Here is a 25,067-nt window from a genome sequence, read left to right as displayed (position 1 = left end):
CGGCAGAAGACAATGATTGATCAATCGAAGTATGCTTTTTCATGGACTCGCCCTCGCTGTCGTTGGCTGTTTAGACTGCCACCGTGGCGCATTGACGCCTCGGCGTGGGCGAGTCCATCCAATTACAAGGGCATGCTCATTGACGTAATTCGGGTTTATGATGCCGGACGGCAGAATAATAGAAGTCCCCCCAGGGATGAACTCGACCCCTTACGGAGCGCGCAATGCAGACTTTGTACCCGCAGATCAAACCCCACGCCCGGCACGATCTGGCTGTCGATGCAACTCACACGCTGTATGTCGACGAAAGCGGTTCACCGGAAGGTTTGCCGGTAGTGTTCATCCACGGCGGCCCCGGCGCCGGGTGTGATGCCCAGAGCCGCCGGTATTTCGATCCGAACCTGTATCGCATAGTGACTTTCGACCAGCGCGGTTGCGGTCGCTCCACCCCCCACGCCAGCCTGGAAAACAACACCACCTGGGATCTGGTCGCCGACCTCGAGCGCATCCGCAAGCACTTGGGGATCGACAAGTGGGTATTGTTCGGCGGCTCCTGGGGTTCGACCCTGGCGCTGGCCTACGCGCAAACCCACCCGGAACGTGTACACGGCCTGATTCTGCGCGGGATTTTTCTCTGTCGTGCGCAGGAAATCGAGTGGTTCTACCAGTCGGGTGCCAGCCGTCTGTTTCCCGACTACTGGCAAGACTACATCGCGCCGATCCCGCTGGATGAGCGCGACGATCTGCTCTCGGCTTTCCACAAGCGCCTGGTCGGCAACGACCAGATCGCCCAGATGCACGCGGCCAAGGCCTGGTCCATGTGGGAAGGACGAACGGCGACCCTGCGTCCGAACCCGCTGGTGGTCGACCGTTTTTCCGAGCCGCAGCGCGCATTGTCCATCGCCCGCATCGAATGTCATTACTTCACCAACAATGCGTTCCTTGAACCGGACCAGCTGATCCGCGACATGGGCAAGATCGCCCATCTGCCTGGGGTCATCGTTCACGGTCGCTACGACGTGATCTGCCCGCTGGATAACGCCTGGGAACTGCATCAGAACTGGCCAAACAGTGAATTGCAGGTGATCCGTGACGCTGGCCATGCCGCGTCCGAGCCTGGGATTACCGATGCGCTGGTTCGCGCCGCCAATCTGATGGCCCGACGTCTGCTCGATCTGGCGCCTGAAGAAGCATGAAGGGTCTGCTGCAACGCGTGCGAGGCGCGCGAGTCGAGGTAGCGGGGGAGGTGGTCGGCGCGGTGGACCAGGGTTTGCTGGTGCTGGTGGCAGTCGAGCCAGAGGATACTCGAGCCAGTGCCGACAAACTTCTGCATAAACTGCTTAACTATCGAGTATTCAGCGACGCCGAGGGCAAGATGAATCTGTCCCTGGCGGATGTCGACGGCGGGTTGCTGCTGGTCTCTCAGTTCACCCTGGCCGCCGATACCCGAAGCGGGTTGCGTCCAGGCTTTTCGACCGCTGCCCCTCCGGCCCTGGGAGAGGAGCTTTTCGACTATCTATTGGGCAAGGCAAAACAGGTGCATGGCACTGTGGCATCAGGTAGATTCGGCGCGGATATGCAGGTGCACCTGGTCAACGATGGCCCGGTCACCTTTCTGTTACAGACCTGAAAGCGCTTGAAACATGTTTTTAAGCTCTTTTCGCCTGAAAACAGGGTTCTTTCGCGAGAAATACTGGGCTGCCCCTGATGTGTTGTAACGCGGCATACTAGATAATCGCGCGTTACGGGGATCAGCGTTCGTTGGCCCATTTTGACTTAGGTAGAGACTTGTTCGGGACCTGTTGGGGAATCATTTAGCCCCAAAGGGGTCGGAACAATGCTCGCCAACTTGGCAAGAGTGGTTCGCAGGGTCGGTTTTGTTCACCGCACACCGTGCTGGCACTTTAACTGGCCGTTGGTTTTTTGATCTGTTTTCGGCGAGGGTTGCTCGTGATTGTTAGTCCCTGTAATGCTCCAAAATTGTCTGCCCAACGGTTACGAAGCGCTCTGGTAGCGGGCTCTGCACTGCTTTGCCTGCTCAGCGCCGGCCAGCTTTGGGCATTCAATCTGGATGATGTATCGGTCAAGGCAAAAGAGCTGGCCGGGCAGAAATACGAAGCTCCGCGCAGTAACCTGCCGAACGAATTCCGCGAAATGAAATTCGCGGACTATCAGAAAATTCGTTTCCGCACCGAGAAAGCCGAGTGGGCCGATCAGAAAACCCCGTTCAAGCTGTCGTTCTATCACCAGGGCATGCACTTTGATACTCCGGTGAAAATCAACGAAATCACGGCTAACACCGTCGAAGAGATCAAATACGACCCAGAGCGGTTTGATTTTGGCGATGTAAAGTTCGATCCTAAAGCCACCGAGCAACTGGGTTACGCCGGTTTCCGGGTGCTGTACCCGATCAACAAGGCCGACAAGCAAGACGAAATCATGACCATGCTCGGTGCGAGCTACTTCCGCGTGGTCGGCAAAGGGCACACCTATGGCTTGTCCGCCCGCGGCATGGCCATCGATACCGCTTTGCCGTCCGGGGAAGAGTTCCCGCGTTTCAGCGAGTTCTGGATTCAGCAGCCCAAACCGGGTGACAAGCATCTGGTGATCTTTGCCCTGCTGGACTCGCCACGTGCCACCGGTGCATATCGCCTGACCCTGCGTCCCGGCAGCGATACCGTGGTCGACGTCAAGGCCAGGATGTTCCTGCGTGACAAGGTCACCAAGCTTGGCGTTGCGCCTTTGACCAGCATGTTCCTGTTCGGCGCCAACCAACCGTCGAAAGTGCTGAACTACCGTCGCGAGCTGCATGATTCCAGCGGCCTGTCGATCCATGCCGGCAACGGCGAGTGGATCTGGCGCCCACTGAACAACCCGAAACACCTGGCTGTCAGCAACTTCTCCATCGAGAACCCGCGCGGTTTCGGTCTGCTGCAGCGTGGCCGCGACTTCAGCCATTACGAAGACCTCGATGACCGTTACGACAAGCGCCCGAGTGCCTGGATCGAACCAAAAGGCGATTGGGGCAAGGGTTCTGTAGACCTGGTCGAAATTCCGACCGCCGACGAAACCAACGACAACATCGTGGCTTTCTGGAGTCCGGAAAAGCTGCCTGAACCTGGCCAGCCGCTCGACGTCGCCTACCGCATGCACTGGACCATCGACGAAGCCGCGCTTCACGCGCCGGACAGCGCCTGGGTACAACAGACCCTGCGCTCCACCGGTGACGTGAAACAGTCCAACCTGATTCGTCAGCCCGATGGCAGCGTTGCCTACCTGGTGGACTTCGAAGGCCCGTCCCTGATGGCACTGCCGGCAGATACCGAGGTTCGCAGCCAGGTCAGCGTTGGCGAGAATGCCGAGCTGGTCGAGAACAGCGTGCGCTACAACCCTGAAACCAAGGGCTGGCGCCTGACCCTGCGCATGAAGATCAAGGACCCGGGCAAGGCTACGGAAATGCGTGCCGCACTGGTCAAGAACATCGTGACTGCCGACCTGGCCAAGGCCGTGCCTGCCTCCAACTCTTCCGTTGCCAAGGCCGACAAGGTCGCCGCCAGGCAGCAGGAGAAGCTGGACAAGGAAGCCAAGGACGCCAAGCAAACCAAGCAAGCTGAAGCCAAACAGGCCGAAGCCAAGCCTGTCGCAAATTCCAAGGATCGGGACAACAAAGACGCCCAGCAGCCTGCAGCTGCCGACGCGGCCCCAGCCACACCGGAATCGGCGCCGACTGAAGAAGTCCTGACCGAGACCTGGAGCTACCAGTTGCCTGCCGATGAGTAATTCTCAAATACAGCCAGAGACGCTTGCCGAGTATCTGGCGCATCTACCGATGACCGACGAGCAGCGCGCGGAACTCGTGGGTTGCCAGTCCTTCAGTGAATTGCACGAACGCCTGTCGTCTTCGACGTTCGACGCGCCGACCGAGGCCGCCCAGGCTTCGGTGGGTCGTCGCCTGACCCTGAACACCGCCGAAGAACTGGCGGACGCCGAAATGCTGGTGCTCGACGCCAGCGGCCGGGTCTGCCTGCGGGCGACCCCGCCGATTCGTCGGACCAAAGTCGTGCCGGAGCCGTGGCGCACCAATATTCTGGTGCGTGGCTGGCGTCGCCTGACCGGCCGCACCAACCCGCCAAAGCCGCCGAAAGACGAAAACGTGCTGCCGGCGGCTCGCTGGCGCACCGTAGGTTCGATCCGGCGCTACATTCTGTTGGTACTGATGCTCGGTCAGACCATCGTCGCCGGCTGGTACATGAAAGGCATCATGCCGTACCAGGGCTGGTCGTTCGTCGACCTGGATGAAGTCCTGCACCAGCCGTTCCTGCAAACCGTCACGCAAGTGCTGCCGTATGCGCTGCAAACCAGCATCCTGATACTGTTCGGGATTCTGTTCTGCTGGGTGTCGGCCGGTTTCTGGACCGCATTGATGGGCTTCCTCGAGTTGCTCACCGGCCATGACAAATACCGGATTTCCGGTAAAAGCGCCGGTAACGAACCGATCCCCAAGGACGCGCGCACCGCACTGGTCATGCCGATCTGCAACGAAGACGTGCCGCGGGTGTTCGCCGGCTTGCGAGCGACGTTCGAGTCGGTCGCCGCCACGGGCAGCCTTGATCGCTTCGACTTCTTCGTGCTCAGCGACAGTAACGAAGCCGACATCTGCGTTGCCGAGCAACAAGCCTGGCTGGATGTCTGTCGCGAAGCCAAGGGTTTTGGCAAGATTTTCTATCGCCGTCGCCGCCGCCGCGTGAAACGTAAAAGCGGTAACCTCGACGACTTCTGCCGTCGTTGGGGTGGTGACTACAAATATATGGTCGTGCTCGACGCTGACTCGGTGATGAGCGGCGAATGCCTGACCAGTCTGGTGCGCTTGATGGAAGCCACGCCGGACGCCGGGATCATCCAGACCGCGCCGCGTGCGTCGGGCATGGATACGCTGTATGCGCGCATGCAGCAGTTCGCGACCCGTGTATACGGTCCATTGTTTACCGCCGGTCTGCACTTCTGGCAGTTGGGCGAATCCCATTACTGGGGCCACAACGCGATCATCCGCATGAAGCCATTCATCGAGCACTGCGCCCTGGCGCCATTGCCCGGTAAAGGTGCGTTCGCCGGTGCGATTCTGTCCCACGACTTCGTCGAAGCCGCGCTGATGCGCCGTGCCGGCTGGGGTGTGTGGATCGCTTATGACTTGCCGGGCAGCTACGAAGAACTGCCGCCGAACCTGCTGGACGAACTCAAGCGTGACCGTCGCTGGTGCCACGGCAACCTGATGAACTTCCGCCTGTTCCTGGTCAAAGGCATGCACCCGGTTCACCGGGCGGTGTTCCTCACCGGCGTGATGTCCTACCTGTCGGCGCCGTTGTGGTTCTTCTTCCTTGTATTGTCGACGGCGCTGCTGGCGGTCAACACGCTGATGGAGCCCCAATATTTCCTCGAACCACGCCAGCTCTATCCGCTGTGGCCCCAATGGCACCCGGACAAGGCGATTGCGCTGTTCTCGACGACCATCGTGCTGCTGTTCCTGCCGAAGTTGCTGAGCATCATCCTGATCTGGGCCAAGGGCGCGAAAGAGTTCGGTGGCAAGTTCAAGGTGACCCTGTCGATGTTGCTGGAGATGTTGTTCTCCATGCTGCTGGCGCCAGTGCGGATGATCTTCCACACCCGTTTCGTGCTCGCCGCGTTCCTCGGCTGGGCCGCGACCTGGAACTCGCCGCAACGTGACGACGACTCCACGCCCTGGAGCGAGGCGGTAAAACGCCATGGTCCGCAAACCTTGCTGGGCTTCTTCTGGGCGCTGTTGGTGATCTGGCTGAACCCGAGCTTCCTCTGGTGGCTGGTGCCGATCGTCGGTTCGTTGATGCTGTCGATCCCGGTGTCGGTGATCTCCAGTCGTGTCGGCCTGGGCCTCAAGTCCCGTGACGAAAGCCTGTTCCTGATCCCTGAGGAATACAATCCGCCACAGGCGTTGCTGGCAACCGACCAGTACACCCACGAAAACCGTTGGCACGCGCTGAACGACGGCTTTGTCCGGGCAGTGGTCGATCCACAGCAGAACGCCTTGGCGTGCTCGCTGGCGACTTCACGCCACCGTCAGGCCGAGCCGATCGAATGGCTGCGGATCGAACGGGTTCGCCATGCCATGAAAGTCGGGCCAACCGGGCTGACCAACAAAGAGCGTGTGGAGTTGCTGAGTGATCCGGTGGCATTGGGTCGCCTGCACGAGCAGATCTGGGACGAAAGTCACCCCGAGTGGCTGCAAGCCTGGCGTCAATCGGTGAAAGCCGATCCCCATGCGCCGCTGTTGCCGCTCAAGCCGCTGAGCGTGCAGCCTCAGTTGGCCTAACGAAAAGCCCCGCTAAATGAGCGGGGCTTTTTTTTGCGAGGCCGATCGTTCCCACGCGTGGGAACGATCGGCCTTAGAGCAACAAATCCTGTGTAAACCCTTGTGCAAACGGCCGAGTGCGTTAGCATCCGTCCCCGAATTGGTGCGCCCGGACAATTTCTGTCCGTATCGGCCGGTTTCTTACGGGAAACCCGCCGTTTGCGCGCCTCACAACGCAATGGTTTTGGGGACTTGATGATGAAGAAGTATCTCTCGATGCTGCTGGTCGGCGTCACGGCACTGGTTGCAGTCAGCGCGGCGCAGGCCGGTGCCATCGATGACGCGGTCAAACGCGGCACGCTGAAAGTCGGCATGGACCCGACCTACATGCCGTTCGAGATGACCAACAAACGCGGCGAGATCATCGGCTTCGAAGTCGACATTCTCAAAGCCATGACCAAGGCCATGGGCGTCAAGCTGGAGCTGGTGTCCACCGGCTACGACGGCATCATCCCGGCGTTGCTCACCGACAAGTTCGACATGATCGGCAGCGGCATGACCCTGACCCAGGAGCGCAACCTGCGCCTGAACTTCAGTGAGCCCTTCATCGTGGTCGGCCAGACCCTGCTGATCCGCAAGGAGCTGGAAGGCACCATCAAGTCGTACAAAGACCTGAACACCGCCGATTACCGCATTACCTCCAAGCTCGGCACCACGGGTGAAATGGTCGCTAAAAAGCTGATCTCCAAAGCCAAGTACCACGGCTACGACAATGAGCAGGAAGCCGTGCTCGACGTGGTCAACGGCAAGGCCGACGCGTTCATCTATGACGCGCCTTACAATGTTGTCGCGGTCAACAAGGTCGGCAACGGCAAACTTACGTTCCTCGACAAGCCGTTCACCTACGAGCCGCTGGCCTTTGGTCTGAAGAAGGGTGACTACGACAGCATCAACTTCATCAACAACTTCCTGCACCAGATCCATGAAGACGGCACTTACGATCGCATCCATGACAAGTGGTTTAAAGACACTGCCTGGCTGAAGGACATGGAATAAGGCTCGGTCAGATAGACCGCGTCGCCCCATTCGCGAGCAAGCCCGCTCCCACAATTCACCGCGTAGTTGCTGACGACTCGGTTCAATGTGGGAGCGGGCTTGCTCGCGAAGACGGCCTCCCTGGCGACACAGAATTTGGAACTTGCTGATAAATGAAACATAAAAAAGCCCAATGGCCCTGGCACGTATTAACCGTGTTGGTGCTGATCGGCCTGGCCGGCGCCTTGTACTACGCCACCTCGCTAATGTCCTACGAGTGGCGCTGGAATCGCGTGCCGCAATACTTCGCCTACCACGCCGAAGAATCCCAGCGCGCTGCAGACATTTCCACTGTCAGCGAACTGGTGCGCAAGGGCGACAAGGCTGAAGTCACCCTGCGCAACGATGCGGGCGACGAGCAACGGTTAATCGTCGACGACAACAGCCTGCAAGTCGCTCAGGGCGATGACGTGGCCGAAGGCGACGTGATTGGTGTAACTCGGCACTGGGCCGCAGGACCACTGATGTGGGGCCTGTGGACCACCTTGTGGTTGTCCTTGGTGTCCGGAGTGCTCGGTCTCCTGATCGGCCTCGCCACCGGCCTGTGCCGTCTGTCGAACAACCCGACCCTGCGCGACCTCTCGACCATTTACGTCGAACTGGTGCGCGGCACGCCGCTGCTGGTGCAGATCTTCATTTTCTACTTCTTCATCGGCACCGTGATGAACCTGTCCCGGGAATTTGCCGGGATCGCCGCACTGTCGTTGTTCACCGGTGCCTACGTGGCGGAGATCATCCGCTCCGGTGTGCAGTCGATCGCCCGTGGCCAGAACGAAGCGGCGCGCTCCCTCGGTCTGAGCGCTGGCCAGTCGATGCGTCATGTTGTGCTACCGCAGGCCTTCAAGCGAGTATTGCCACCGCTGGCCGGGCAATTCATCAGTCTGGTCAAGGACACCTCGCTGGTGTCGGTGATCGCAATTACCGAACTGCTGAAAAGCGGTCGCGAAGTCATCACCACCTCGTTCTCGCCGTTCGAAATCCTGTTCTGCGTGGCCGGGCTGTACCTGTTGATCAACCTGCCGCTGTCGAAAATCGCCAGCCGGCTTGAGCGGAGGCTCGCGCAAAGTGATTGAAGTCCGCGATCTGGTAAAAGTCTTCGACACCCGCGGCCAGGTGGTTCGCGCGGTGGATAACGTCACCACTCAAGTGGCCAAGGGGGAAGTGCTGGTGGTGATCGGCCCGTCCGGTTCCGGCAAGTCGACGTTCCTGCGCTGCCTCAATGGCCTGGAAGAATTCGACTCGGGTTCGGTCAGCATCGACGGCCTGCAACTGGCCGACCCGAAAACCGACGTCAACGCCTACCGGCGCGAAGTCGGCATGGTGTTCCAGCACTTCAACCTGTTCCCGCACATGACCGTGCTGGAAAACCTCTGCCTGGCCCAGAAGGTCGTGCGCAAGCGCGGCAAGAAAGAGCGCGAGGCCAAGGCCCTGGCGTTGCTGGAGAAGGTTGGCATTGCGCAAAAGGCCAACGAGTTTCCGTCACGCCTTTCCGGTGGACAGCAACAGCGTGTGGCCATCGCTCGGGCATTGGCGATGGAGCCCAAGGTCATGCTATTCGATGAGCCGACCTCGGCGCTCGACCCGGAAATGGTCGGCGAAGTGCTGGACGTGATGAAAACGTTGGCTCTGGAAGGCATGACCATGGTCTGCGTCACCCACGAAATGGGCTTTGCGCGGGAAGTGGCGGATCGGGTGTTGTTCTTCGATCATGGCAAGTTGCTGGAAGACGCTTCGCCAGCGGAGTTCTTCGACGCGCCGAAGGATCCTCGGGCTCAGGCCTTTTTGCGGCAGGTTTTGTAAAAAATCGCCGCACCTGCGGACAACGCATTGTTTCTCAGGCGCGGCGACGAATTTCAGCAGTAGCTCTACTCGGTGGTGAAGTCAGCGATTAACGGTGAGGATTCCCCGAGATCATTTAGTGCTGTGATCCTTGCCTGATAACGGGTGTTTCTCAAAAGTACCGTGTTCAAGGTCGGTTGCTCCGAAGTAAAAGGGGTCCCATTTCCCCCCGGGCCTGTCACGATGAGGGCCCGGGGGGCGCGTTCCATTCCAAGACGGCCCTAATCCCTAGTTGCGTGTAACGGAAGTTGCTCAGTTTCGGCCTATACTACCGGCGAATTTTATAACTGTCGGCAGTAAGTTCCCCGCTTCGTTGGACGCCGTCACTGACAATTCATACTCTATGTAATCGTAATAACTACCGTTAAATAATATATTGGCACTGACGGTTTCTGCGCTTTGTATTCCATCGGGTCCTTTCAGAGTGATGTTGTATTTGTCTGGACGAGTGGGTCCATCCGGGGCATCCCATTCAAAATAAGCTGAATCAGGCTCCAAGCGAACCAGGCGTAGAAACTTCGGCGTACCAGGTCGTGCCACCGCCCCAGTAGTCGCGATCTCGAAGGTCAGAGGTTCTGAATCAATTTGGGCGGCATCGTAAGCGGTGATGCTGACCTGAAAGCGTTTTGCTGCTCCGAGCGGTGTAGCTGTAATCGCCCTCACGGGAAAATTATATTTTATGTCGCTGCCATTGGGTAAACGCACAACAGTGTGGTAGCCGAGTAAGCCAATAGCATCATCCGGCCTGTCCCATTCGAACTTAACTGTATTGGACTGGACTGCTGTGACGCGCGCGTTTTTTGGTGCTCCCAAGCGTGGGGTCTTGACGACAACAGGATCGCTTACAGCAGAGCGATTGCCTGCTGTGTCCAAAGCGCATACACGCAGGCTGTACTCGGTCCCTGCGACAAGTCCGGTAAGCAGGTAGGCCGGCGTACGTGTTTCTGTGGCAGCGATCACCGAATCTCCACTTAAAATCTCGTAGTGATCTACTCGCAGGTCATCATAAGTGTTACTCCAAGTGAGAATCGCAGCTCTGCTGGAAACATTAGTGGCTACCAATGCTGTAGGTTTTGCCGGCGGTGTCGTATCAACTTTGGTCGTGAACATCACCAAGGCAGTTTCCGAGGAATTGCCAGCGGCATCCTTGGCGATGATTTTGAACGTGTATGAAGTATTATCTTTCAGTCCTGTTGCGGTGTAACGGGTGTCCGTAACTGTTTTCAATAGTGAGGCGTTCAGCCAGACCTCATAGCCGGTTACAGCGACATTATCAGTGGAGGCAGACCATTGCAGGGTTGCAGAGGCATAACTGATATCGGTGGCTGCAGGCGTTCCGGGCTTGCTCGGAGGTGTAACGTCTGGGGTATCGAAAGACGCAGATGAAGGGTCGGACAAGTTGCCCTCGGCATCGATAGCCCGGACTTCAATTCTGTATGTAGTGCTGTCTTTCAGCCCGTTAAAAGTGTGGCTGAGTTCTGTGGTGGTGATCGGCGCTGCACCGTCGAGCGAAATCTGATAACCGGTTACGGCAACATTGTCGGTCGAGGCAGTCCAAGTGGCAGTTGCCGTGGTAGGGGAGACGGCACTGAAAACGGGCGTTCCGGGTTTGCTCGGAGGTGTGCCGTCTGGGGTATCGAAAGACGCAGATGAAGGGTCGGACAAATTGCCCTGGGCATCGATAGCCCGGACTTCAATTCTGTATGTGGTGCTGTCTTTCAGCCCGTTAAAAGTGTGGCTGAGTCCTGTGGTGGGGATCGGCGCTGCACCGTTGAGCGAAATCTGATAACCGGTTACGGCAACATTGTCGGTCGAGGCGGTCCAGGTGGCAGTTGCCGTGGTGGGGGAGACGGCACTGAAAACGGGCGTTCCGGGCTTGCCGGGGGGGTAAAATCGATAGGCTCAATTGTGATCTCTTCCAAAGCAGAAGGGACATCGACGTCATTAAGCGCCCATATCTCAATTAGAAATTCTTTGCCGGGTGAAAGAGGTTCGAACGTATAAGCATTTACTGAGCTTGGAATTAATATCGGAGATTCTTCATTTATCGAGATTGCGTAATTTATTACATTAGTGCTAGTTGAAGGCGTCCAAGAGATAGAGGTGCCAGCCTGTGCGGTATTAGTGAATTTTAGATTGCTAATGGGTTCTGGGCGTGATGCGTCAAAAATAAATATGTCTTCAGGTCCCTTTAGATGATATTCGGAATATATTGTCCAGATTTGAGTTTGGATTGTTTGTCCCTGGCGGGCCTGAAAATTAAAGATTATTTCTTCTCCGGGGTGGAAAAAATATCGATAAATGAATCCGCCGTCAATTTTGAAATGGTATAGGAGGCCCACAGTAGGTTCTGAATCGGGTTCCCATTTTGAACAAGCATTGTATATTTCATTTTCCTCGTCATATCCTGTGATAAAAATTTTGCGATTGATCAAATTTGGGATTACAGGGATTACGAATGTACCGTATTCGGAAAAAAGATCGTTGATGTCCACAGCGCGAACTTTTATCACGTGCTTCTCTTCTCGAGAGAGCTCAGGCAAGTAAGTATAAGGGTCATTGTTGTATTGATAGGTCACAAAGCTCAAAAACTGGTCATTCAGGTAGACCTCATATCCTTTCATTCCTGCGTTATCAGTTGAGTTACTCCATATCACATACGCTTTTGGACTCCTATATGAAAAATTGCGAGGTGCAGTTGGATGTATGATATCTTGAACAAGATCAAATCTGTTGGATGAACCGGATCGGTTGTTTGATATGTCCACCCCTTTTACTGTAAACGCATAATTTTTCAAGGGGAAATTTTGGTGTTCGTAAGGGCTGCTACCGGATGAAGCAAAAAGTACATCATCCAGATATATCTCATAGTTCCGCACCCCCAAGTTATCGGCGGAAGGGTTCCATGAGAACACCAGTGTATTGTAGGCCTGTCCATCGACGATGGTTTCATTCTTGGGCACCACAATTAAGTTAGTCGGCGCCGTTGGGCTGGATTTATCTTTACCTCTTGCCCTGCTGAGCTCGATACAGCGGTCGACGACACTGGTTCTAGCGTTATTTCCGTTAATAAAATCAACCATGAGAATATTCGTATTTTGGCGTCCTGGGGCGAACGCCTCTGTTCGTATAGGGTGGTCAACTCGCAAATCTATCGGAGGGCTGCCGGCGGCGGCAGATAGTACCCAGTATCCGCTTGGTGGTGATGTTGTTGATTGAGTTACAAGTGATGTAACATTTTCTTCAGTGGCGTCGGAAGTCCATTCATGTTTAAGGGGCAACCATATCTGGTCTCTGCGCACCACTCCGGCTGGCCATTTGTCTGGGACTGGGGAGTCAGGTGTTGGATAATTATGACTTAAACACAAAATTATATTACAGTTCGGGTGTTTTTGACGTATTTCACCAATGCTTAAATCGCTCGCCGAGGATGGTATCAGGCGATCCTTGATAGAGTTGAAGTAAGGCAGGCACCGCTCTAAACTATTATGGGAATAATTACCTCGATCATAGTGGTGGAAGTCAATAAATACTATTTCGCCAGGGTTTGAGGTGGAAAAATCGTTTACCGCCGACACCAAATCTTGCAATCGCCGGCCTACGCCGACAATACCATGCTTGAACTCGAAAATTTCTTTGAATTGATAGGTTGGCTTCTTGCCGCCAACATCTTTTTTATAGCTACTGTCAACGAGACGTAAATCCAGGTAGCGGGCCCCCGCGGCAAGTTGAGAGGCAAAATCATTGTATTGGCAGATTGCCCATTTTGCACCAATATTAAAACCTCCATCGGCATCGACACCCGAGTTGTGCGCGCCGGGAATTGCCAGCTGATACAGTTTCAGGTGCGCAATGTCCGCCGCCATGTCTGTCATCCAGCGGCGATAATTGGTGTTGGTCGTGTTATTCTCAGGTACAGCTTTTTCTGAGGTGGCAGTAACGTCGAATGAATTATTGCTCATGAAAATACTCCTTGAAAATAGCAAGGCGTATCATCATGTGCTGCAATAATAATAAATGTAACTATCAGAACTGTTAGTGGCGCAGGGTAAATGTTCTGCTAGTATCGAAAAGTTAAATCATCTGTTTCGACTAGTCGGGATGATTCGTTCGAGTCCACCTTATTTTAATCTTGGCCGGCGTTGGTTTTTCCGGCACAAGTAGATAAAAAATTTTGTTTATTTTCCAGCAGTTATCTCTCCCATTACACCCTAAACCTGGCCACCAGCATCTGCAGATGCGTCCCCAGCCGTGCCAGTTCAACGCTGGAGGCGGCGGTCTCTTCGCTGGCGGCCGAAGTCTGCTCGGACACGTCACGCACATTCAGCACACTACGGTTGATCTCTTCAGCCACCGCGCTCTGCTGTTCCGCTGCCGCAGCGATCTGCTGGTTCATCGATTGAATCGCCGAGACGGTGCGGGTGATGTTCGCCAGCAATCCACCGGCGCGGCGGGTCAGTTCCACGCTGCTGTCGGTCAGGCTGCGGCTGTTGTCCATGATGGTCGCCACCTGCTGGGTACCGGTTTGCAGGCCGATGATCAACTCTTCGATTTCTTCGGTGGACTTCTGGGTGCGTAGCGCCAGGCTGCGGACTTCGTCGGCGACCACCGCGAAACCGCGTCCCGCCTCGCCAGCACGGGCGGCTTCGATGGCGGCGTTGAGGGCCAGCAGGTTGGTTTGCTGGGCGACGGATTTGATCACGTCGAGCACGCTGCCGATCTTGTCGCTTTCGCGCTTGAGATCGCCCATGGCGGCGGTGGAATGGCCGACTTCGAGCGCCAGGCGCTCGATCTGGGCGATGGCTTCGCCGACCACCTTGTCACCTTCGCGGGCTTGCTGGTCGGCGGCGACGGCGGCTTCCGATGCCTCTTCAGCGTTGCGGGCAACTTCCTGCACTGTGGCGGTCATTTCGTTCATGGCGGTCGCGACCTGATCGGTCTCGACCTTCTGGCTGTTGACCCCGGCGCTGGTCTGTTCAGTGACGGCCGACAACTCTTCTGCGGCGCTGGCGATTTGTGTCACGCCGTCGCTGATGCCGCCGATCAACGCGCGCAGGCTTTGGGTCATGCTCTGGATGGCGCGTTGCAACTGGCCGGTACATGCTGCAACTCCCTCGAACCATATATTGGTTTTATCAGGGGTATATCGGCTGACGGGCGGGAATCTGTAGGCGTGCAAGTTGGCTGGGATGATGAATTTTCTGTGTCTAGAGTGGAGTTCGGAATTAGAACAGGCGGGCGAGCAGGGCGGTGACGGCGGTTTCGACCCGCAGGATGCGTTCGCCGAGCTGCACCGGTTGCAGGCCGGACTTGCCCAGCAGGTCGATTTCGTAAGGGATCCAGCCGCCTTCGGGGCCGATGGCCAGGGTCACCGGCTCGTCCAGGCCCCGGGGGCAGGGCGGGTAGTTGCCGGGATGACCTACCAGGCCGAGGGTGCCTTCGGTCATCGCTGGCAGGCGATCTTCGACAAAGGGCTTGAAGCGCTTCTCGATGATGATCTGTGGCAACACGCTGTCCCGCGCCTGTTCGAGGCCGAGGATCAACTGCTCGCGAATGGCTTCGGGCTCCAGGAAGGGTGTTTGCCAGAAGCTCTTCTCGACGCGGTAGCTGTTCACCAGAATGATGCGTGGCACACCCATGGCCGCCACGGTCTGGAACACCCTGCGCAGCATTTTCGGGCGTGGCAGGGCCAGGATCAGGGTCAATGGCAGCTTGGCTGGTGGGGGTTGGTCGAGGGTAACGCGCAACTCCGCTTCATCGGCGTCCAGGCGCAGCAATTCGGCCGAGCCCATCAACCCGTCGATACGCCCGACCCGCAGGCTGTCGCCCACGACCGAACGATGGACTTCCTGCATGTGAGTCAACCGGCGATCACGCAGGATCGCGCGGTCGGCCGCTATGAAGTCGGCCTCTTCGAGGAGCAGCAGGTTCACGGCTGGGTCGCTGGCGGCTGGTCGTTGTGATCGTCAGCCGGTTGGTCGTCCGGGTGCTCGCCGCGCTTGCTGATCAGGCTGCCGAACAGGATACCGATCTCGAACAGCAGCCACATCGGCACGGCCAGCAGGGTCTGCGAGAAGATGTCCGGCGGAGTGAGGATCATGCCGACCACGAAACAGCCGATGATCACGTACGGGCGGATTTTCTTCAGGTAGGCAACGTTGACCACGCCGATCCACACCAGCAGCACCACGGCCACCGGGATTTCGAACGCCACGCCGAAGGCGAAGAACAGCGTCATGACAAAATCGAGGTAGCTGCTGATGTCGGTCATCATTTCCACGCCGGCCGGGGTGGCGGCGGCGAAGAATTTGAAGATCAGCGGGAACACCAGGTAATAGGCGAATGCCATGCCGGCGTAGAACAGCATGATGCTCGATACCAGCAACGGCACCGCGATGCGTTTTTCATGCTTGTACAGGCCCGGCGCGATGAAGCCCCAGATCTGATGCAGGATCACCGGGATCGCGAGGAACAGCGACACCATCATGGTCAGCTTCAGTGGCGTCAGGAACGGCGACGACACGTCGGTGGCGATCATCGTCGCACCGACTGGCAAATACTGGCGCAGCGGCGTGGAGACGAAGGTGTAGATCTGCTGGGTGAAAGCGAACAATCCGGCGAAGATGATGAAGATTGCCGCTACGCAGCGCAGCAGACGGGTACGCAACTCGGTGAGGTGCGAAACCAGCGGCATGTGCTGGTCGTTTTCTGGGAGATCGCTCATGGGGCTCGCGGCGGCAAAGTGGTGTCGTGAGGAGCCGGCGTTATCGGCGCGGCGGCAGGAGCAACGGGTTCTACATGCGCCACAACCGGCGCCGCTTCAACCGCTTCAACCGCTTCCACAGCTTTCACGGTTTCCGTCGGCGCAGCAGCAGGCGCGGATTTTGTCGTCGATGCATGGATCGTCTGCTCCGCCACCGGCTGAACCGGAGTGGCTTCCTGCTGAGTCGGCGTGAAAATCTTCCGCGCCTCCTGCTCCAGCGACAGAATGTGCTCGTTGTGCAGTTGCCGACGAATCTCGTCGGCACCGATTTCTCGTTCAACTTCCTGTTTGATCGCGTTGAAGCTGCGCTTCAGGCGCCCGACCCACAGGCCAGCGGTGCGCGCAGCACCCGGCAGACGCTCGGGGCCCAGCACCAACAAGGCCACGAGGCCGACGAGCAGCAGTTCAGAGAAGCTGATACCAAACATTAGTCAGTGCTCACACGTCTTTGCGGATCGGCTCTTCGACTTTTTGCGCCTGCACGTCGATGGTGTGCGGCTGATTCACGGACTGTGTGGTCTGTGGTTGAGCAGGTGGCACCGGTTGCTGCGGGGTCGCCGTCGGGTCAGCCGGCTTGTCTTCATCGTTCATGGCTTTGCGAAAGCCCTTGATCGACTCGCCCACGTCAGTGCCAAGGTTTTTCAGTTTCTTGGTGCCGAACACCAGCACGACGACAACCAGGATAACGACCCAGTGTTTCCAGTCAAAAATGCCCATGTTGCTGCTCCTCTCTAATAGTTGTTCAGGCGGACGGGCGCGAGGCTTTCTCGGCGTGTCCGGACAGACCGAAGCGACGGTCCAGTTCATCGAGCACAGCCTGTGGATGTTGCCCCAATTGGGCGAGCATGACCATGCTGTGGAACCACAAATCGGCGGTCTCGTAGATCACATCGCTGCAGTCACCGCTGATGGCGGCATCCTTGGCGGCAATGATGGTTTCGACCGACTCTTCGCCGACTTTTTCCAGAATCTTGTTCAAGCCCTTGTGGTACAGGCTGGCGACATACGAGCTGTCGGCGGCGGCGCCTTTGCGCTCTTCCAGCACCTGGGCCAGGCGGGTCAACGTATCACTCATGGGTGTGTCCTGCGCTGTAGATGGCGTGCGGGTCTTTCAGGACCGGGTCGACGGTTTTCCAGTCGCCGTTCTCGAAAACGCGGTAGAAGCAGCTCTGGCGGCCGGTATGGCAAGCGATGTCGCCGATCTGCTCGACCATCAGAATGATGACGTCGGCGTCACAGTCCAGGCGCATCTCATGCAGGGCCTGCACGTGGCCGGACTCTTCGCCCTTGCGCCACAGCTTGCCACGGGAACGAGACCAGTAAATGGCGCGGTTCTCGGCAGCGGTCAATTCCAGCGCTTCCCGGTTCATCCAGGCCATCATCAGCACGCGTCCGCTCTTGTGATCCTGGGCAATCGCCGGCACCAGGCCATCGGCGTCCCACTTGATCTCGTCCAGCCAGTTTTTCATCATCGACTCCGACAGCGGGCCCGACACTTCATTAGTCGGGCACAGGCGTTGAAACAGTGTGCCAGCGTGCGGGGGCGCTGGCTATCGGCGAACGACCAGATACAAGCCGACGGCCACCATGATGCCCGCCGGCCAATGGCCCATTTCGTTCAATGGCCCACCCGCGGCGAGTAGGGTGCCGCCGGCCAGATGCGCACAACCGAGCAGGCGCAGGAGCCAGTCGTCCTTGCGTCGATGCCACGGCGGTGGAGGCTCGTTGGCGTGGGGCTGGGACATGCGCTCGAGCAGGTCGCGGGCCATGTTGGCCAGGTGCGGCAGTTGTTCGAACTGGCTCTGCACATTGCCGAGCAAGGCTTTGGGGCTGACCCGCTCGCGCATCCAGCGTTCGAGGAACGGCTGGGCGGTATTCCACAGATCGAGGTCCGGGTACAGCTGACGGCCCAGGCCTTCGATGTTCAACAGGGTTTTTTGCAGCAGCACGAGCTGCGGCTGCACTTCCATGTTGAAGCGTCGAGCGGTCTGGAACAGGCGCATCAGCACCTGGCCGAAGGAAATATCCTTTAACGGTTTTTCGAAGATCGGCTCGCACACGGTGCGGATCGCCGCTTCGAATTCGTTGAGTTTGGTTTCCGCCGGCACCCAGCCCGAATCGATGTGCAATTGCGCCACACGACGATAATCGCGCTTGAAGAACGCGAACAGGTTGCGCGCCAGATAGTCCTGATCTTCCGGGGTCAGGCTGCCGACGATGCCGCAGTCGATCGCAATGTATTGCGGGCTCCACGGATTGACCGTGCTGACGAAGATGTTGCCCGGGTGCATGTCGGCGTGGAAGAAGCTGTCGCGGAACACTTGGGTGAAGAAGATTTCCACGCCGCGCTCGGCGAGCATTTTCATGTCGGTGCGCTGGTCGGCCAGGGTGGCCAGGTCGGTGACCTGGATCCCGTAGATGCGCTCCATCACCAGCACTTTTGGACGGCACCAGTCCCAATAGACTTGCGGCACGTACAGCAGCGGCGAGCCGTCGAAGTTGCGCTTCAACTGGCTGGCGTTGGCCGCTTCGCGCAACAGGTCGAGTTCGTCGTAGATGGTTTTTTCGTAATCCTGGACCACGTCCACCGGGTGCAGCAAACGCGCATCGGCCGAGAGCTTTTCGGCGGCGCGGGCGAGGATGAACAGCCACGCCAGGTCCTGGGCAATAATCGGTTTCAGGCCCGGGCGGATGACCTTGACCACCACTTCTTCGCCGGTTTTCAGTTGGGCGGCATGCACCTGCGCCACCGAGGCCGAGGCCAGCGGTTCGACATCGAAGCGGCTGAACACTTCACTGATCTTTTTGCCGAGCTGCTCTTCGATCAGCCTGATCGACACTTGCGAGTCGAACGGCGGCACCCGGTCCTGCAGCTTCATCAGCTCATCGGCGATGTCTTCCGGCAGCAGGTCGCGGCGAGTGGAGAGAATCTGCCCGAACTTGATGAAAATCGGTCCCAGGTCCTGCAGTGCCAGGCGCAATCGCGCACCGCGGCTCAGGTCCAGGGTCTTGCGCGGGAACCAGCGCCACGGCAAGGCATAGCGCAGCGCCAGCAGAAACCAGGGCAGCGGCAGGGCGAACAGCAGGTCATCGAGACGGTAGCGGATCACAACGCGCTGGATGCGCAACAAACGGCGGACGGCAAGCAGCTTCATGCGTTATCGCTTGGGTCGAGGGATCGGGAAAGGCGCTCGAAGCGCGCCTCGAGACGTTCCAGGTCGAGTTTGATCTGGTCCAGTTCACTGAAGCGGGCTTCGGCTTCGCGCTGACCGACGAGGGTGCGCGATTCTTCGGCCAGGTATTCGCCCAGGTTCTGGTTCAGGCTGGCGAACCCTTGCTGATACCAGCGTGCGCGGCTGCGCAGGTGACCGCCGACCAGGTGCGTGGCGACCGGTCCCAGCATGTGCGAGAGTTCGTACTCCCAGTCCAGCTCAAGGTCCTGGAGGATCGTCGCCAGTTCCAGCAGCACGCCGCTGTCGCCGTCGAGTTCGACTTCAGGACTGTGCAGGACCGAGCTCTTGTCCTTGCTCATCGCCAGTTTCAACAGACTCGAGGCTGGTGCGCGCAGGGTGCAGTCGGCACCGGTTTCCCAGTGGGAGGCGAGCATCAGGCCTTCATCGCTGGGCAGGATGAACAGCTGCAATGCCGGGCTGCGGCAGTCGACCGCAATGACCTTGCCGCCCAAATGGGCCAGCCGCGGCAGTGCCGTGCTGTCGAGGCGCAGCACCCGGTTCAGACCGAGTTCAACGCTGGCGAGCAGGCCGGCCAGCAACATCAGGGTTTGATGCCACGGTGCAGGGCAACGATGCCCGCGGTCATGTTGTGGTAGGTCACGCGATCGAACCCGGCCTCGACCATCATCGACTTCAAGGTTTCCTGATTCGGGTGCATGCGGATCGATTCGGCCAGGTAGCGATAGCTTTCCGAGTCGTTGGTGATCAGCTTGCCCATCAGTGGCATGAAGGCGAACGAGTAGGCGTCGTAGGCTTTGGACATCAGCGCATTGGTCGGCTTGGAGAACTCCAGCACCAGCAAGCGGCCACCCGGTTTCAGCACGCGCAGCATCGAGCGCAGGGCATCTTCCTTGTGGGTGACGTTGCGCAGGCCGAAGGCGATGGTCACGCAGTCGAAATGGTTGTCCGGGAACGGCAGCTTTTCAGCGTCGGCCTGGACGAATTCGACGTTGCCGGCCACCCCCAGATCCAGCAGGCGGTCACGACCGACCTTGAGCATGGATTCATTGATGTCGGCCAGCACGACCTGGCCGGTCGGGCCGACGAGGTGCGAGAATTTTTTGGTCAGGTCGCCGGTACCGCCGGCGATATCCAGCACGCGGTTGCCGGTGCGAACGCCCGACAGTTCGATCGCAAAACGCTTCCACAAACGGTGCATGCCGCCCGACAGGAGGTCGTTCATCAAGTCGTACTTGGCCGCTACCGAGTGGAAAACCTCAGCGACTTTTTCCGCCTTCTGGCTTTCCGGAACGTTTTTGAAGCCGAAGTGAGTGGTGGGTTCGGCATCGCTGCCTTTGCGCTGATCAGTCATATCGCTGTCACCAAAAGAGAATGCGGGACATTCTAATCCCGGTGGCCTGCTTTGTCTTGGCAAGGCTGAAGGTAAGATGGGCAATCGCCGGGACGTTTTGCCGCAGCAGCGGTCAAGATGCTCCAGGAAAGTATCCATAAAGCAGGAGTCATTTCATGGCCCGTATTAGTGTTGAGCGTGCCCACGGCCTGGGTAAGGAAGCGGCGCGCGAGAAGGCCGACCAGTTGGCGCAGAAGCTGTCCCGACAATATGGCCTGGAGCCGCAGTGGTCCGGCGATACGCTGAACCTCAAGCGCTCCGGTGTTAAAGGCGCGGTGCATGTGGGTGAGGATTGGATCAGGGTCGATGTGGAGCTTGGCCTGTTGATGTCGGCCATGAGCGGCACGATCAAATCGGAAATCGAGAAGGGTCTCGATAAAGCCCTGGCCTGACCCACGTCCTTCTGTGAAACCCAGTCCCCTGTGGGAGCGGGCTTGCTCGCGAAGGCGGTGTTCCAGCCGCAGGATATTTAGCGGATGTACCGGCCTCTTCGCGAGCAAGCCCGCTCCCACATTTGTTTGCGGTGTGCCTGAAGGTTCATGTCGGTTGTTAGGGTGCCGTTTCTAATTATTCTCACTACTTTGTGCCTGAGCCCGACGCTTTCGCGGGCAGTTCCTCAAACCTTCTGCGCGTGAGGTGCACCATGGCCAAAGTTATTTTGAAGAAAAAAATCGACGCTTCGACAACTGCTCTGAGCGACGTCAAATCTTATGCTCGCAAGATCTGGCTGGCAGGCCTGGGGGCGTACGCCAGGGTCGGTCAAGAGGGTAGCGAGTACTTTCAAGAGTTGATCGTGGTCGGTCAAGCTGTTGAAAAGAAAGGCAAAGAAGCCGTTGCCGAGAAACTTGAAGCGGCTAATGCCGAGATCGATGAAGCCAAGACTGAAGTCAGCTCTTTCAAAGGCAAGGTCGAAGTTCAACTCGACAAGGTCGAGAAGGCATTTGACTCGCGTGTCGCAAGTACCTTGAATCGTATCGGCATTCCGTCTAAACATGACGTGGAGACACTCTCTGCCAAGCTCGATGAGCTGACGGCATTGCTCGAACGCGTCGCGCAAAAATCTTAAGGAGAACGGGATGGCTGGTAAAAAGAATACTGAAAAAGAAGGCAGCTCGTGGATCGGGAAAGTCGAAGACTACTCCCGCAAAATCTGGCTGGCTGGTTTGGGCGTGTACTCGAAGATCGACACTGACGGCAGCAAGCTCTTCGATGCATTGGTCAAAGATGGCGAGAAAGCCGAGAAGCTCACCAAGAGCGCTGTCGATAAGAAAGTCGATGCCGCCAAGGATTCCGCTTCGTCGGCCAAGTCGCGTATCAGCGGCGTGAAAGATCGCGCAATGGGCAAGTGGGATGAGCTGGAAGGGGCTTTCGACAAGCGTCTGAACAGCGCCATTTCGCGCCTGGGTGTACCGAGCCGCAATGAGGTCAAGGCACTGCACAGCAAGGTCGATACCCTGACCAAGCAAATCGAAATACTCACCGGTGCCAAGGTTGCGCCTGTTGCGGCCAAAACCGCAGCAGCCAAAGCGGCTGCCAAGCCACTGGCCAAGACTGCCGCCGCTAAACCTGCAGCAGCCAAGCCAGCGGTCAAGCCGGTCGCCGCCAAAGCTGCGGCTAAACCTGCAGCGAAAACCGCAGCAGCCAAACCGGCAACCAAGCCAGCAGCAAAACCTGCCGCCGCGAAGAAGCCGGCAGTGAAAAAACCGGCAGCGCCGAAAGCCGCTGCACCAACACCAACACCAGCAGTGGCTGCCGCCAACCCGGCAACCCCGGTCAGCACATCGAACTCCGCTGCTGCACCGATCCCTGCTGCAACCCCGACTGCCGCGCCAGCTCCATCGACGCCAACCAGTCAGTCCTGATTTCAGGGCGCTCAAGAAAACGCCCGACCTGCAAAGGTCGGGCGTTTTTGTTTGTGCATGCGTTCCAAAAGGCACCGTAGATTAAATGTGGGAGCAAGCCCGCTCCCACATTTTCAATCGTGTTCTTCGAGGTATTGGAGCGCCAACTGCTCGGTCGCCACCTTGATCGGCGGCAGTAGATGCGGCGCCACCAGCATCATGATCTGATACACCACCAGCTTCACCTCACCCCCACGATCAAGAATCCGCTGATAGTCCAGCGAGAACAGCAGTGTCATGGTGATCTGCTCCACCAGCTGTCCCAACGCCTGGGTGTCGCTGACCAACTGTCCCTGAGCCTTCAACCGCGCCAGCAATGAAGCCAGCGTGCGCTTGAGCGCGTTGAGCAGGTTGCGGATGCCCTTGGCCAGCTTCGGCAGGCGCCCGGCCAGGTTCGACAGATCCTGGAACAGAAACCGGTAGTGCGCCAGGCGCTCGACGATCAGGTGCAAAAACAGCCAGTAATCGTCCGGTGCCAGTTCCACATCGGAGGGCGGATCGAGCAGTGGCGTCAACTCAGCCTGGAAGCGCTCGAACAACCCGAGAATCAGCGGTTCCTTGCCGTGGAAGTGGTAGTAAAGATTACCCGGGCTAATCCCCATTTCATTGGCAACTTCCATGGTGGAGACGTTCGGTTCGCCCTTCTGATTGAACAACTGCAGGGCACATTCGAGGATCCGGTCGCGGGTTTTCATCCAGTCTTCTTAATGATCGAGTCATGCCACGGCCAATGCCGGCCGTGGCTCTTTGAGCGTCAGCGCACGCGCACATAGGTGCCGGGTGCTGCCTCCATCGGTGGATAATTCTGGTTGCCAAGCGTCATCCGGGTTTCTTTATGTGCACCTGAGCGCTCCTGAATCCAGCCCAGCCACTGAGTCCACCAGCTGCCGTCGACTTGCTGGGCGTCGTAATACCAGGCCCGTGGATCGCTGCTCAGCTTCGTGCTTTCGACGAAATTGGCTTTCGGGTTCGAGGGCGGGTTGAGAATGCTCTGCACATGCCCGCTGTTGGAGAGTATGAAGCGTCGCTCGCCACCCAGCAGCAGGGTGGAGCGATACACCGCGTCCCATGGGGTGATGTGGTCATTCATGCCGGCCACGCTGAAGCTGTCGACCGTGACTTTCTGCAAGTCGATTGGCGTACCGCACACTTCAAGGCCGCCCGGATGACCCAGCGGATTGTGCTTGAAGAAGTCCAGCAGGTCGCCATGGAGAGCCGCTGGCAGGCGCGTGTTGTCGTTGTTCCAGTAGAGAATGTCGAACGCCGGCGGCTCCTTGCCCAACAGGTAGTTGTTGACGAAGTAACTCCAGATCAAATCGTTGGGGCGCATCCAGGCAAAAACCTTGGCCATGTCTCGACCGTCCAGCACGCCTTTCTGATAGGAACGGCGCTTGGCCGCCTCAAGGGTTTTCTCATCGGCGAACAGGGTCACGGGTGTGTCCAACTGACTGTCGAGCAGGCTCACCAGGTACGTCGCGCTGGATACCCTGCGCAGTTGTCGCTTGGCCTGCAAATGACCTTGCAGGGCGGCGATGGTCAGGCCGCCGGCACAGGCGCCCATCAGGTTGACCTCGCGGGCACCGGTGATCGCCCGACAAACGTTCATCGCTTCTTCCACGGCTTGAACGTAGGTCGACAGCCCCCATTCGCGATGGCGCAGATCAGGATTGCGCCAACTGATCATGAAGGTTTGCAGGCCGTTCTTCAGCGCAAACTGGACGAAGCTGTTATGGGGGCTCAGGTCGAAAATGTAGTACTTGTTGATCTGCGGCGGCACCACCAGCAATGGTTTGGAATACTGTTTTTCGCTCATTGGCTTGTACTGGATCAGCTCCAGCAACTCATTACGAAACACCACGGAGCCGGTGGTGGTGGCGACCGTTTTGCCCACTTCGAAAGCCTGTTTGGTGACCTGCCTGGGCAGGCCGTCGTTGTGCAGCATGTCGTCGACCAGGTGGCTGATACCGCGCACCAGACTGTTACCGCCGGAGTTGAAGATCTCCTTGATCGCCAGCGGATTGAGCAAGCTATTGGACGGAGCCAGGGCGTCGTTGAGCAAAGCGAACGCAAAGTGGGCGCGGGCACGATCGTCCGGGCTCATGTTGCTATCGTCGATCCAGTTTTTGACTTGCTTCTGCCAGCTCAGATAAGCCTGCAAGCTGCGGCGATAAAACGGGTTGAGACTCCATGCGGGGTCGGCAAAGCGATTGTCCTGCGGATTGGTCGGGTGCAGGGTTGCGCCGAGGAGTACTCGACCCAATTGGCCACCCAGTTTCAAGGCGTGTCGGGCGGTGTGCACCGGATTGCGCAAACCATGGGCGGCAACGCTGCGCAGGGTTGAAAACAGATCCCGACCACGCAGGCCGGTAATCGCACTCTGCGCGTTGATGAACGCGGCGGGAGTCGGTAAAAAATCCCTGGCTGGTTTGTCGCGCATGACTCAACACTCCTCGTCTTCAGGCCTAAAACAAATACGTCGAACCAGAACACCATAGACGCTGTAGCAGGTTGTTGCGCGGAGCGGCGTCCCTGCCGACCCCCTTCTCGTAAACAAAAGCCGGGG

General features: G+C 57.9%; 24 protein-coding genes and 1 pseudogene. 10 read left to right on the top strand and 15 right to left on the bottom strand.

Annotated elements, in window-relative coordinates:
* Positions 1 to 224 precede the first annotated feature (224 nt).
* From pip to F8N80_RS30080, 7 genes are all read left to right on the top strand, one after another.
* Positions 225 to 1,196 carry a prolyl aminopeptidase gene (pip, locus tag F8N80_RS30110; RefSeq protein ID WP_150744917.1) on the top strand — a complete coding sequence of 324 codons (972 nt, stop codon included), beginning with the start codon at positions 225 to 227 and terminating at the stop codon, positions 1,194 to 1,196.
* On the top strand, positions 1,193 to 1,630 hold the full coding sequence (dtd, locus tag F8N80_RS30105; RefSeq protein ID WP_150785288.1) for a D-aminoacyl-tRNA deacylase: 438 nt from the start codon (positions 1,193 to 1,195) through the stop codon (positions 1,628 to 1,630). The genes pip and dtd overlap by 4 nt, the downstream gene beginning before the upstream one ends.
* A 320-nt stretch (positions 1,631 to 1,950) precedes the next feature.
* A complete protein-coding gene (locus tag F8N80_RS30100; RefSeq protein ID WP_150744919.1) occupies positions 1,951 to 3,780 on the top strand; it encodes a glucan biosynthesis protein G in 1,830 nt (609 codons plus the stop codon).
* Positions 3,773 to 6,343 carry a glucans biosynthesis glucosyltransferase MdoH gene (mdoH, locus tag F8N80_RS30095; protein WP_150785287.1) on the top strand — a complete coding sequence of 857 codons (2,571 nt, stop codon included), beginning with the start codon at positions 3,773 to 3,775 and terminating at the stop codon, positions 6,341 to 6,343. Before F8N80_RS30100 ends, mdoH begins: the two co-directional genes overlap by 8 nt.
* A gap of 237 nt (positions 6,344 to 6,580) precedes the next feature.
* Positions 6,581 to 7,378 (top strand): transporter substrate-binding domain-containing protein, encoded by a 798-nt coding sequence (locus F8N80_RS30090; protein WP_150744921.1) that lies wholly within the window; start codon positions 6,581 to 6,583, stop codon positions 7,376 to 7,378.
* 152 nt (positions 7,379 to 7,530) lie between these two features.
* Positions 7,531 to 8,490, top strand: a complete 960-nt coding sequence (locus tag F8N80_RS30085) for an amino acid ABC transporter permease (protein ID WP_150744922.1) — start codon at positions 7,531 to 7,533, stop codon at positions 8,488 to 8,490.
* Positions 8,483 to 9,217 carry an amino acid ABC transporter ATP-binding protein gene (locus F8N80_RS30080; RefSeq protein WP_064675481.1) on the top strand — a complete coding sequence of 245 codons (735 nt, stop codon included), beginning with the start codon at positions 8,483 to 8,485 and terminating at the stop codon, positions 9,215 to 9,217. The genes F8N80_RS30085 and F8N80_RS30080 overlap by 8 nt, the downstream gene beginning before the upstream one ends.
* A gap of 291 nt (positions 9,218 to 9,508) precedes the next feature.
* Here the strand turns inward: F8N80_RS30080 and F8N80_RS31940 are convergent, their stop codons facing one another.
* From F8N80_RS31940 to ubiE, 13 genes and pseudogenes are all read right to left on the bottom strand, one after another.
* Entirely contained in the window at positions 9,509 to 10,921 is a 1,413-nt protein-coding gene (locus tag F8N80_RS31940) for a fibronectin type III domain-containing protein (RefSeq protein ID WP_150785286.1), read from the bottom strand.
* Between the two features lie 39 nt (positions 10,922 to 10,960).
* A pseudogene (locus F8N80_RS32055) lies at positions 10,961 to 11,074 on the bottom strand (hypothetical protein); the annotation flags it as partial.
* Positions 11,050 to 11,880 (bottom strand): fibronectin type III domain-containing protein, encoded by an 831-nt coding sequence (locus F8N80_RS32255; protein WP_440131201.1) that lies wholly within the window; start codon positions 11,878 to 11,880, stop codon positions 11,050 to 11,052. The gene F8N80_RS32255 and the pseudogene F8N80_RS32055, both read right to left, overlap by 25 nt.
* Positions 11,881 to 13,460: 1,580 nt before the next feature.
* On the bottom strand, positions 13,461 to 14,165 hold the full coding sequence (locus F8N80_RS30065) for a methyl-accepting chemotaxis protein (RefSeq protein WP_440131200.1): 705 nt from the start codon (positions 14,163 to 14,165) through the stop codon (positions 13,461 to 13,463).
* A 316-nt stretch (positions 14,166 to 14,481) separates the two neighbouring features.
* Positions 14,482 to 15,189 carry a 16S rRNA (uracil(1498)-N(3))-methyltransferase gene (locus F8N80_RS30060; RefSeq protein WP_150744924.1) on the bottom strand — a complete coding sequence of 236 codons (708 nt, stop codon included), beginning with the start codon at positions 15,187 to 15,189 and terminating at the stop codon, positions 14,482 to 14,484.
* Positions 15,186 to 15,980, bottom strand: coding sequence for a twin-arginine translocase subunit TatC (tatC, locus tag F8N80_RS30055; protein WP_150744925.1), 795 nt, complete (start codon positions 15,978 to 15,980; stop codon positions 15,186 to 15,188). Before tatC ends, F8N80_RS30060 begins: the two co-directional genes overlap by 4 nt.
* Positions 15,977 to 16,447, bottom strand: coding sequence for a Sec-independent protein translocase protein TatB (tatB, locus tag F8N80_RS30050; protein WP_150744926.1), 471 nt, complete (start codon positions 16,445 to 16,447; stop codon positions 15,977 to 15,979). Before tatB ends, tatC begins: the two co-directional genes overlap by 4 nt.
* Before the next feature lie 10 nt (positions 16,448 to 16,457).
* Positions 16,458 to 16,736 carry a twin-arginine translocase TatA/TatE family subunit gene (locus F8N80_RS30045; RefSeq protein WP_150744927.1) on the bottom strand — a complete coding sequence of 93 codons (279 nt, stop codon included), beginning with the start codon at positions 16,734 to 16,736 and terminating at the stop codon, positions 16,458 to 16,460.
* A gap of 25 nt (positions 16,737 to 16,761) precedes the next feature.
* Positions 16,762 to 17,094 carry a phosphoribosyl-ATP diphosphatase gene (locus F8N80_RS30040; RefSeq protein WP_007899279.1) on the bottom strand — a complete coding sequence of 111 codons (333 nt, stop codon included), beginning with the start codon at positions 17,092 to 17,094 and terminating at the stop codon, positions 16,762 to 16,764.
* Positions 17,087 to 17,488, bottom strand: a complete 402-nt coding sequence (gene hisI / locus F8N80_RS30035) for a phosphoribosyl-AMP cyclohydrolase (RefSeq protein ID WP_150744928.1) — start codon at positions 17,486 to 17,488, stop codon at positions 17,087 to 17,089. Before hisI ends, F8N80_RS30040 begins: the two co-directional genes overlap by 8 nt.
* An 81-nt stretch (positions 17,489 to 17,569) precedes the next feature.
* Positions 17,570 to 19,174, bottom strand: a complete 1,605-nt coding sequence (ubiB, locus tag F8N80_RS30030) for a ubiquinone biosynthesis regulatory protein kinase UbiB (protein WP_150744929.1) — start codon at positions 19,172 to 19,174, stop codon at positions 17,570 to 17,572.
* Positions 19,171 to 19,794, bottom strand: a complete 624-nt coding sequence (locus F8N80_RS30025; protein ID WP_150785284.1) for a ubiquinone biosynthesis accessory factor UbiJ — start codon at positions 19,792 to 19,794, stop codon at positions 19,171 to 19,173. The genes ubiB and F8N80_RS30025 overlap by 4 nt, the downstream gene beginning before the upstream one ends.
* Positions 19,794 to 20,564: a bifunctional demethylmenaquinone methyltransferase/2-methoxy-6-polyprenyl-1,4-benzoquinol methylase UbiE gene (gene ubiE, locus F8N80_RS30020; RefSeq protein WP_007948968.1), complete on the bottom strand. Its 771-nt coding sequence runs from the start codon at positions 20,562 to 20,564 to the stop codon at positions 19,794 to 19,796. Before ubiE ends, F8N80_RS30025 begins: the two co-directional genes overlap by 1 nt.
* A gap of 155 nt (positions 20,565 to 20,719) precedes the next feature.
* Between ubiE and F8N80_RS30015 the strand changes: the two genes are divergently transcribed.
* From F8N80_RS30015 to F8N80_RS30005, 3 genes are all read left to right on the top strand, one after another.
* Complete coding sequence (locus tag F8N80_RS30015; protein WP_150744931.1) at positions 20,720 to 20,995, top strand: polyhydroxyalkanoic acid system family protein; 276 nt, start codon at positions 20,720 to 20,722, stop codon at positions 20,993 to 20,995.
* 251 nt (positions 20,996 to 21,246) lie between these two features.
* Positions 21,247 to 21,669, top strand: coding sequence for a phasin family protein (locus F8N80_RS30010; RefSeq protein WP_150744932.1), 423 nt, complete (start codon positions 21,247 to 21,249; stop codon positions 21,667 to 21,669).
* A gap of 10 nt (positions 21,670 to 21,679) precedes the next feature.
* Positions 21,680 to 22,465, top strand: a complete 786-nt coding sequence (locus F8N80_RS30005) for a phasin family protein (RefSeq protein WP_150785283.1) — start codon at positions 21,680 to 21,682, stop codon at positions 22,463 to 22,465.
* 113 nt (positions 22,466 to 22,578) lie between these two features.
* Here the strand turns inward: F8N80_RS30005 and F8N80_RS30000 are convergent, their stop codons facing one another.
* Positions 22,579 to 23,199 (bottom strand): TetR/AcrR family transcriptional regulator, encoded by a 621-nt coding sequence (locus tag F8N80_RS30000; protein WP_150744934.1) that lies wholly within the window; start codon positions 23,197 to 23,199, stop codon positions 22,579 to 22,581.
* Positions 23,200 to 23,258: 59 nt separating this feature from the next.
* The gene (gene phaC, locus F8N80_RS29995) at positions 23,259 to 24,941 is read right to left on the bottom strand and encodes a class II poly(R)-hydroxyalkanoic acid synthase (protein ID WP_150744935.1); all 1,683 of its coding nucleotides are present in this window, start codon (positions 24,939 to 24,941) and stop codon (positions 23,259 to 23,261) included.
* Positions 24,942 to 25,067 lie beyond the last annotated feature (126 nt).

It is taken from the genome of Pseudomonas fluorescens (assembly GCF_902497995.1).
Classification (GTDB): Bacteria; Pseudomonadota; Gammaproteobacteria; order Pseudomonadales; family Pseudomonadaceae; genus Aquipseudomonas; species Aquipseudomonas fluorescens_BK.
This window is presented reverse-complemented; position numbering and strand designations above follow the sequence as displayed.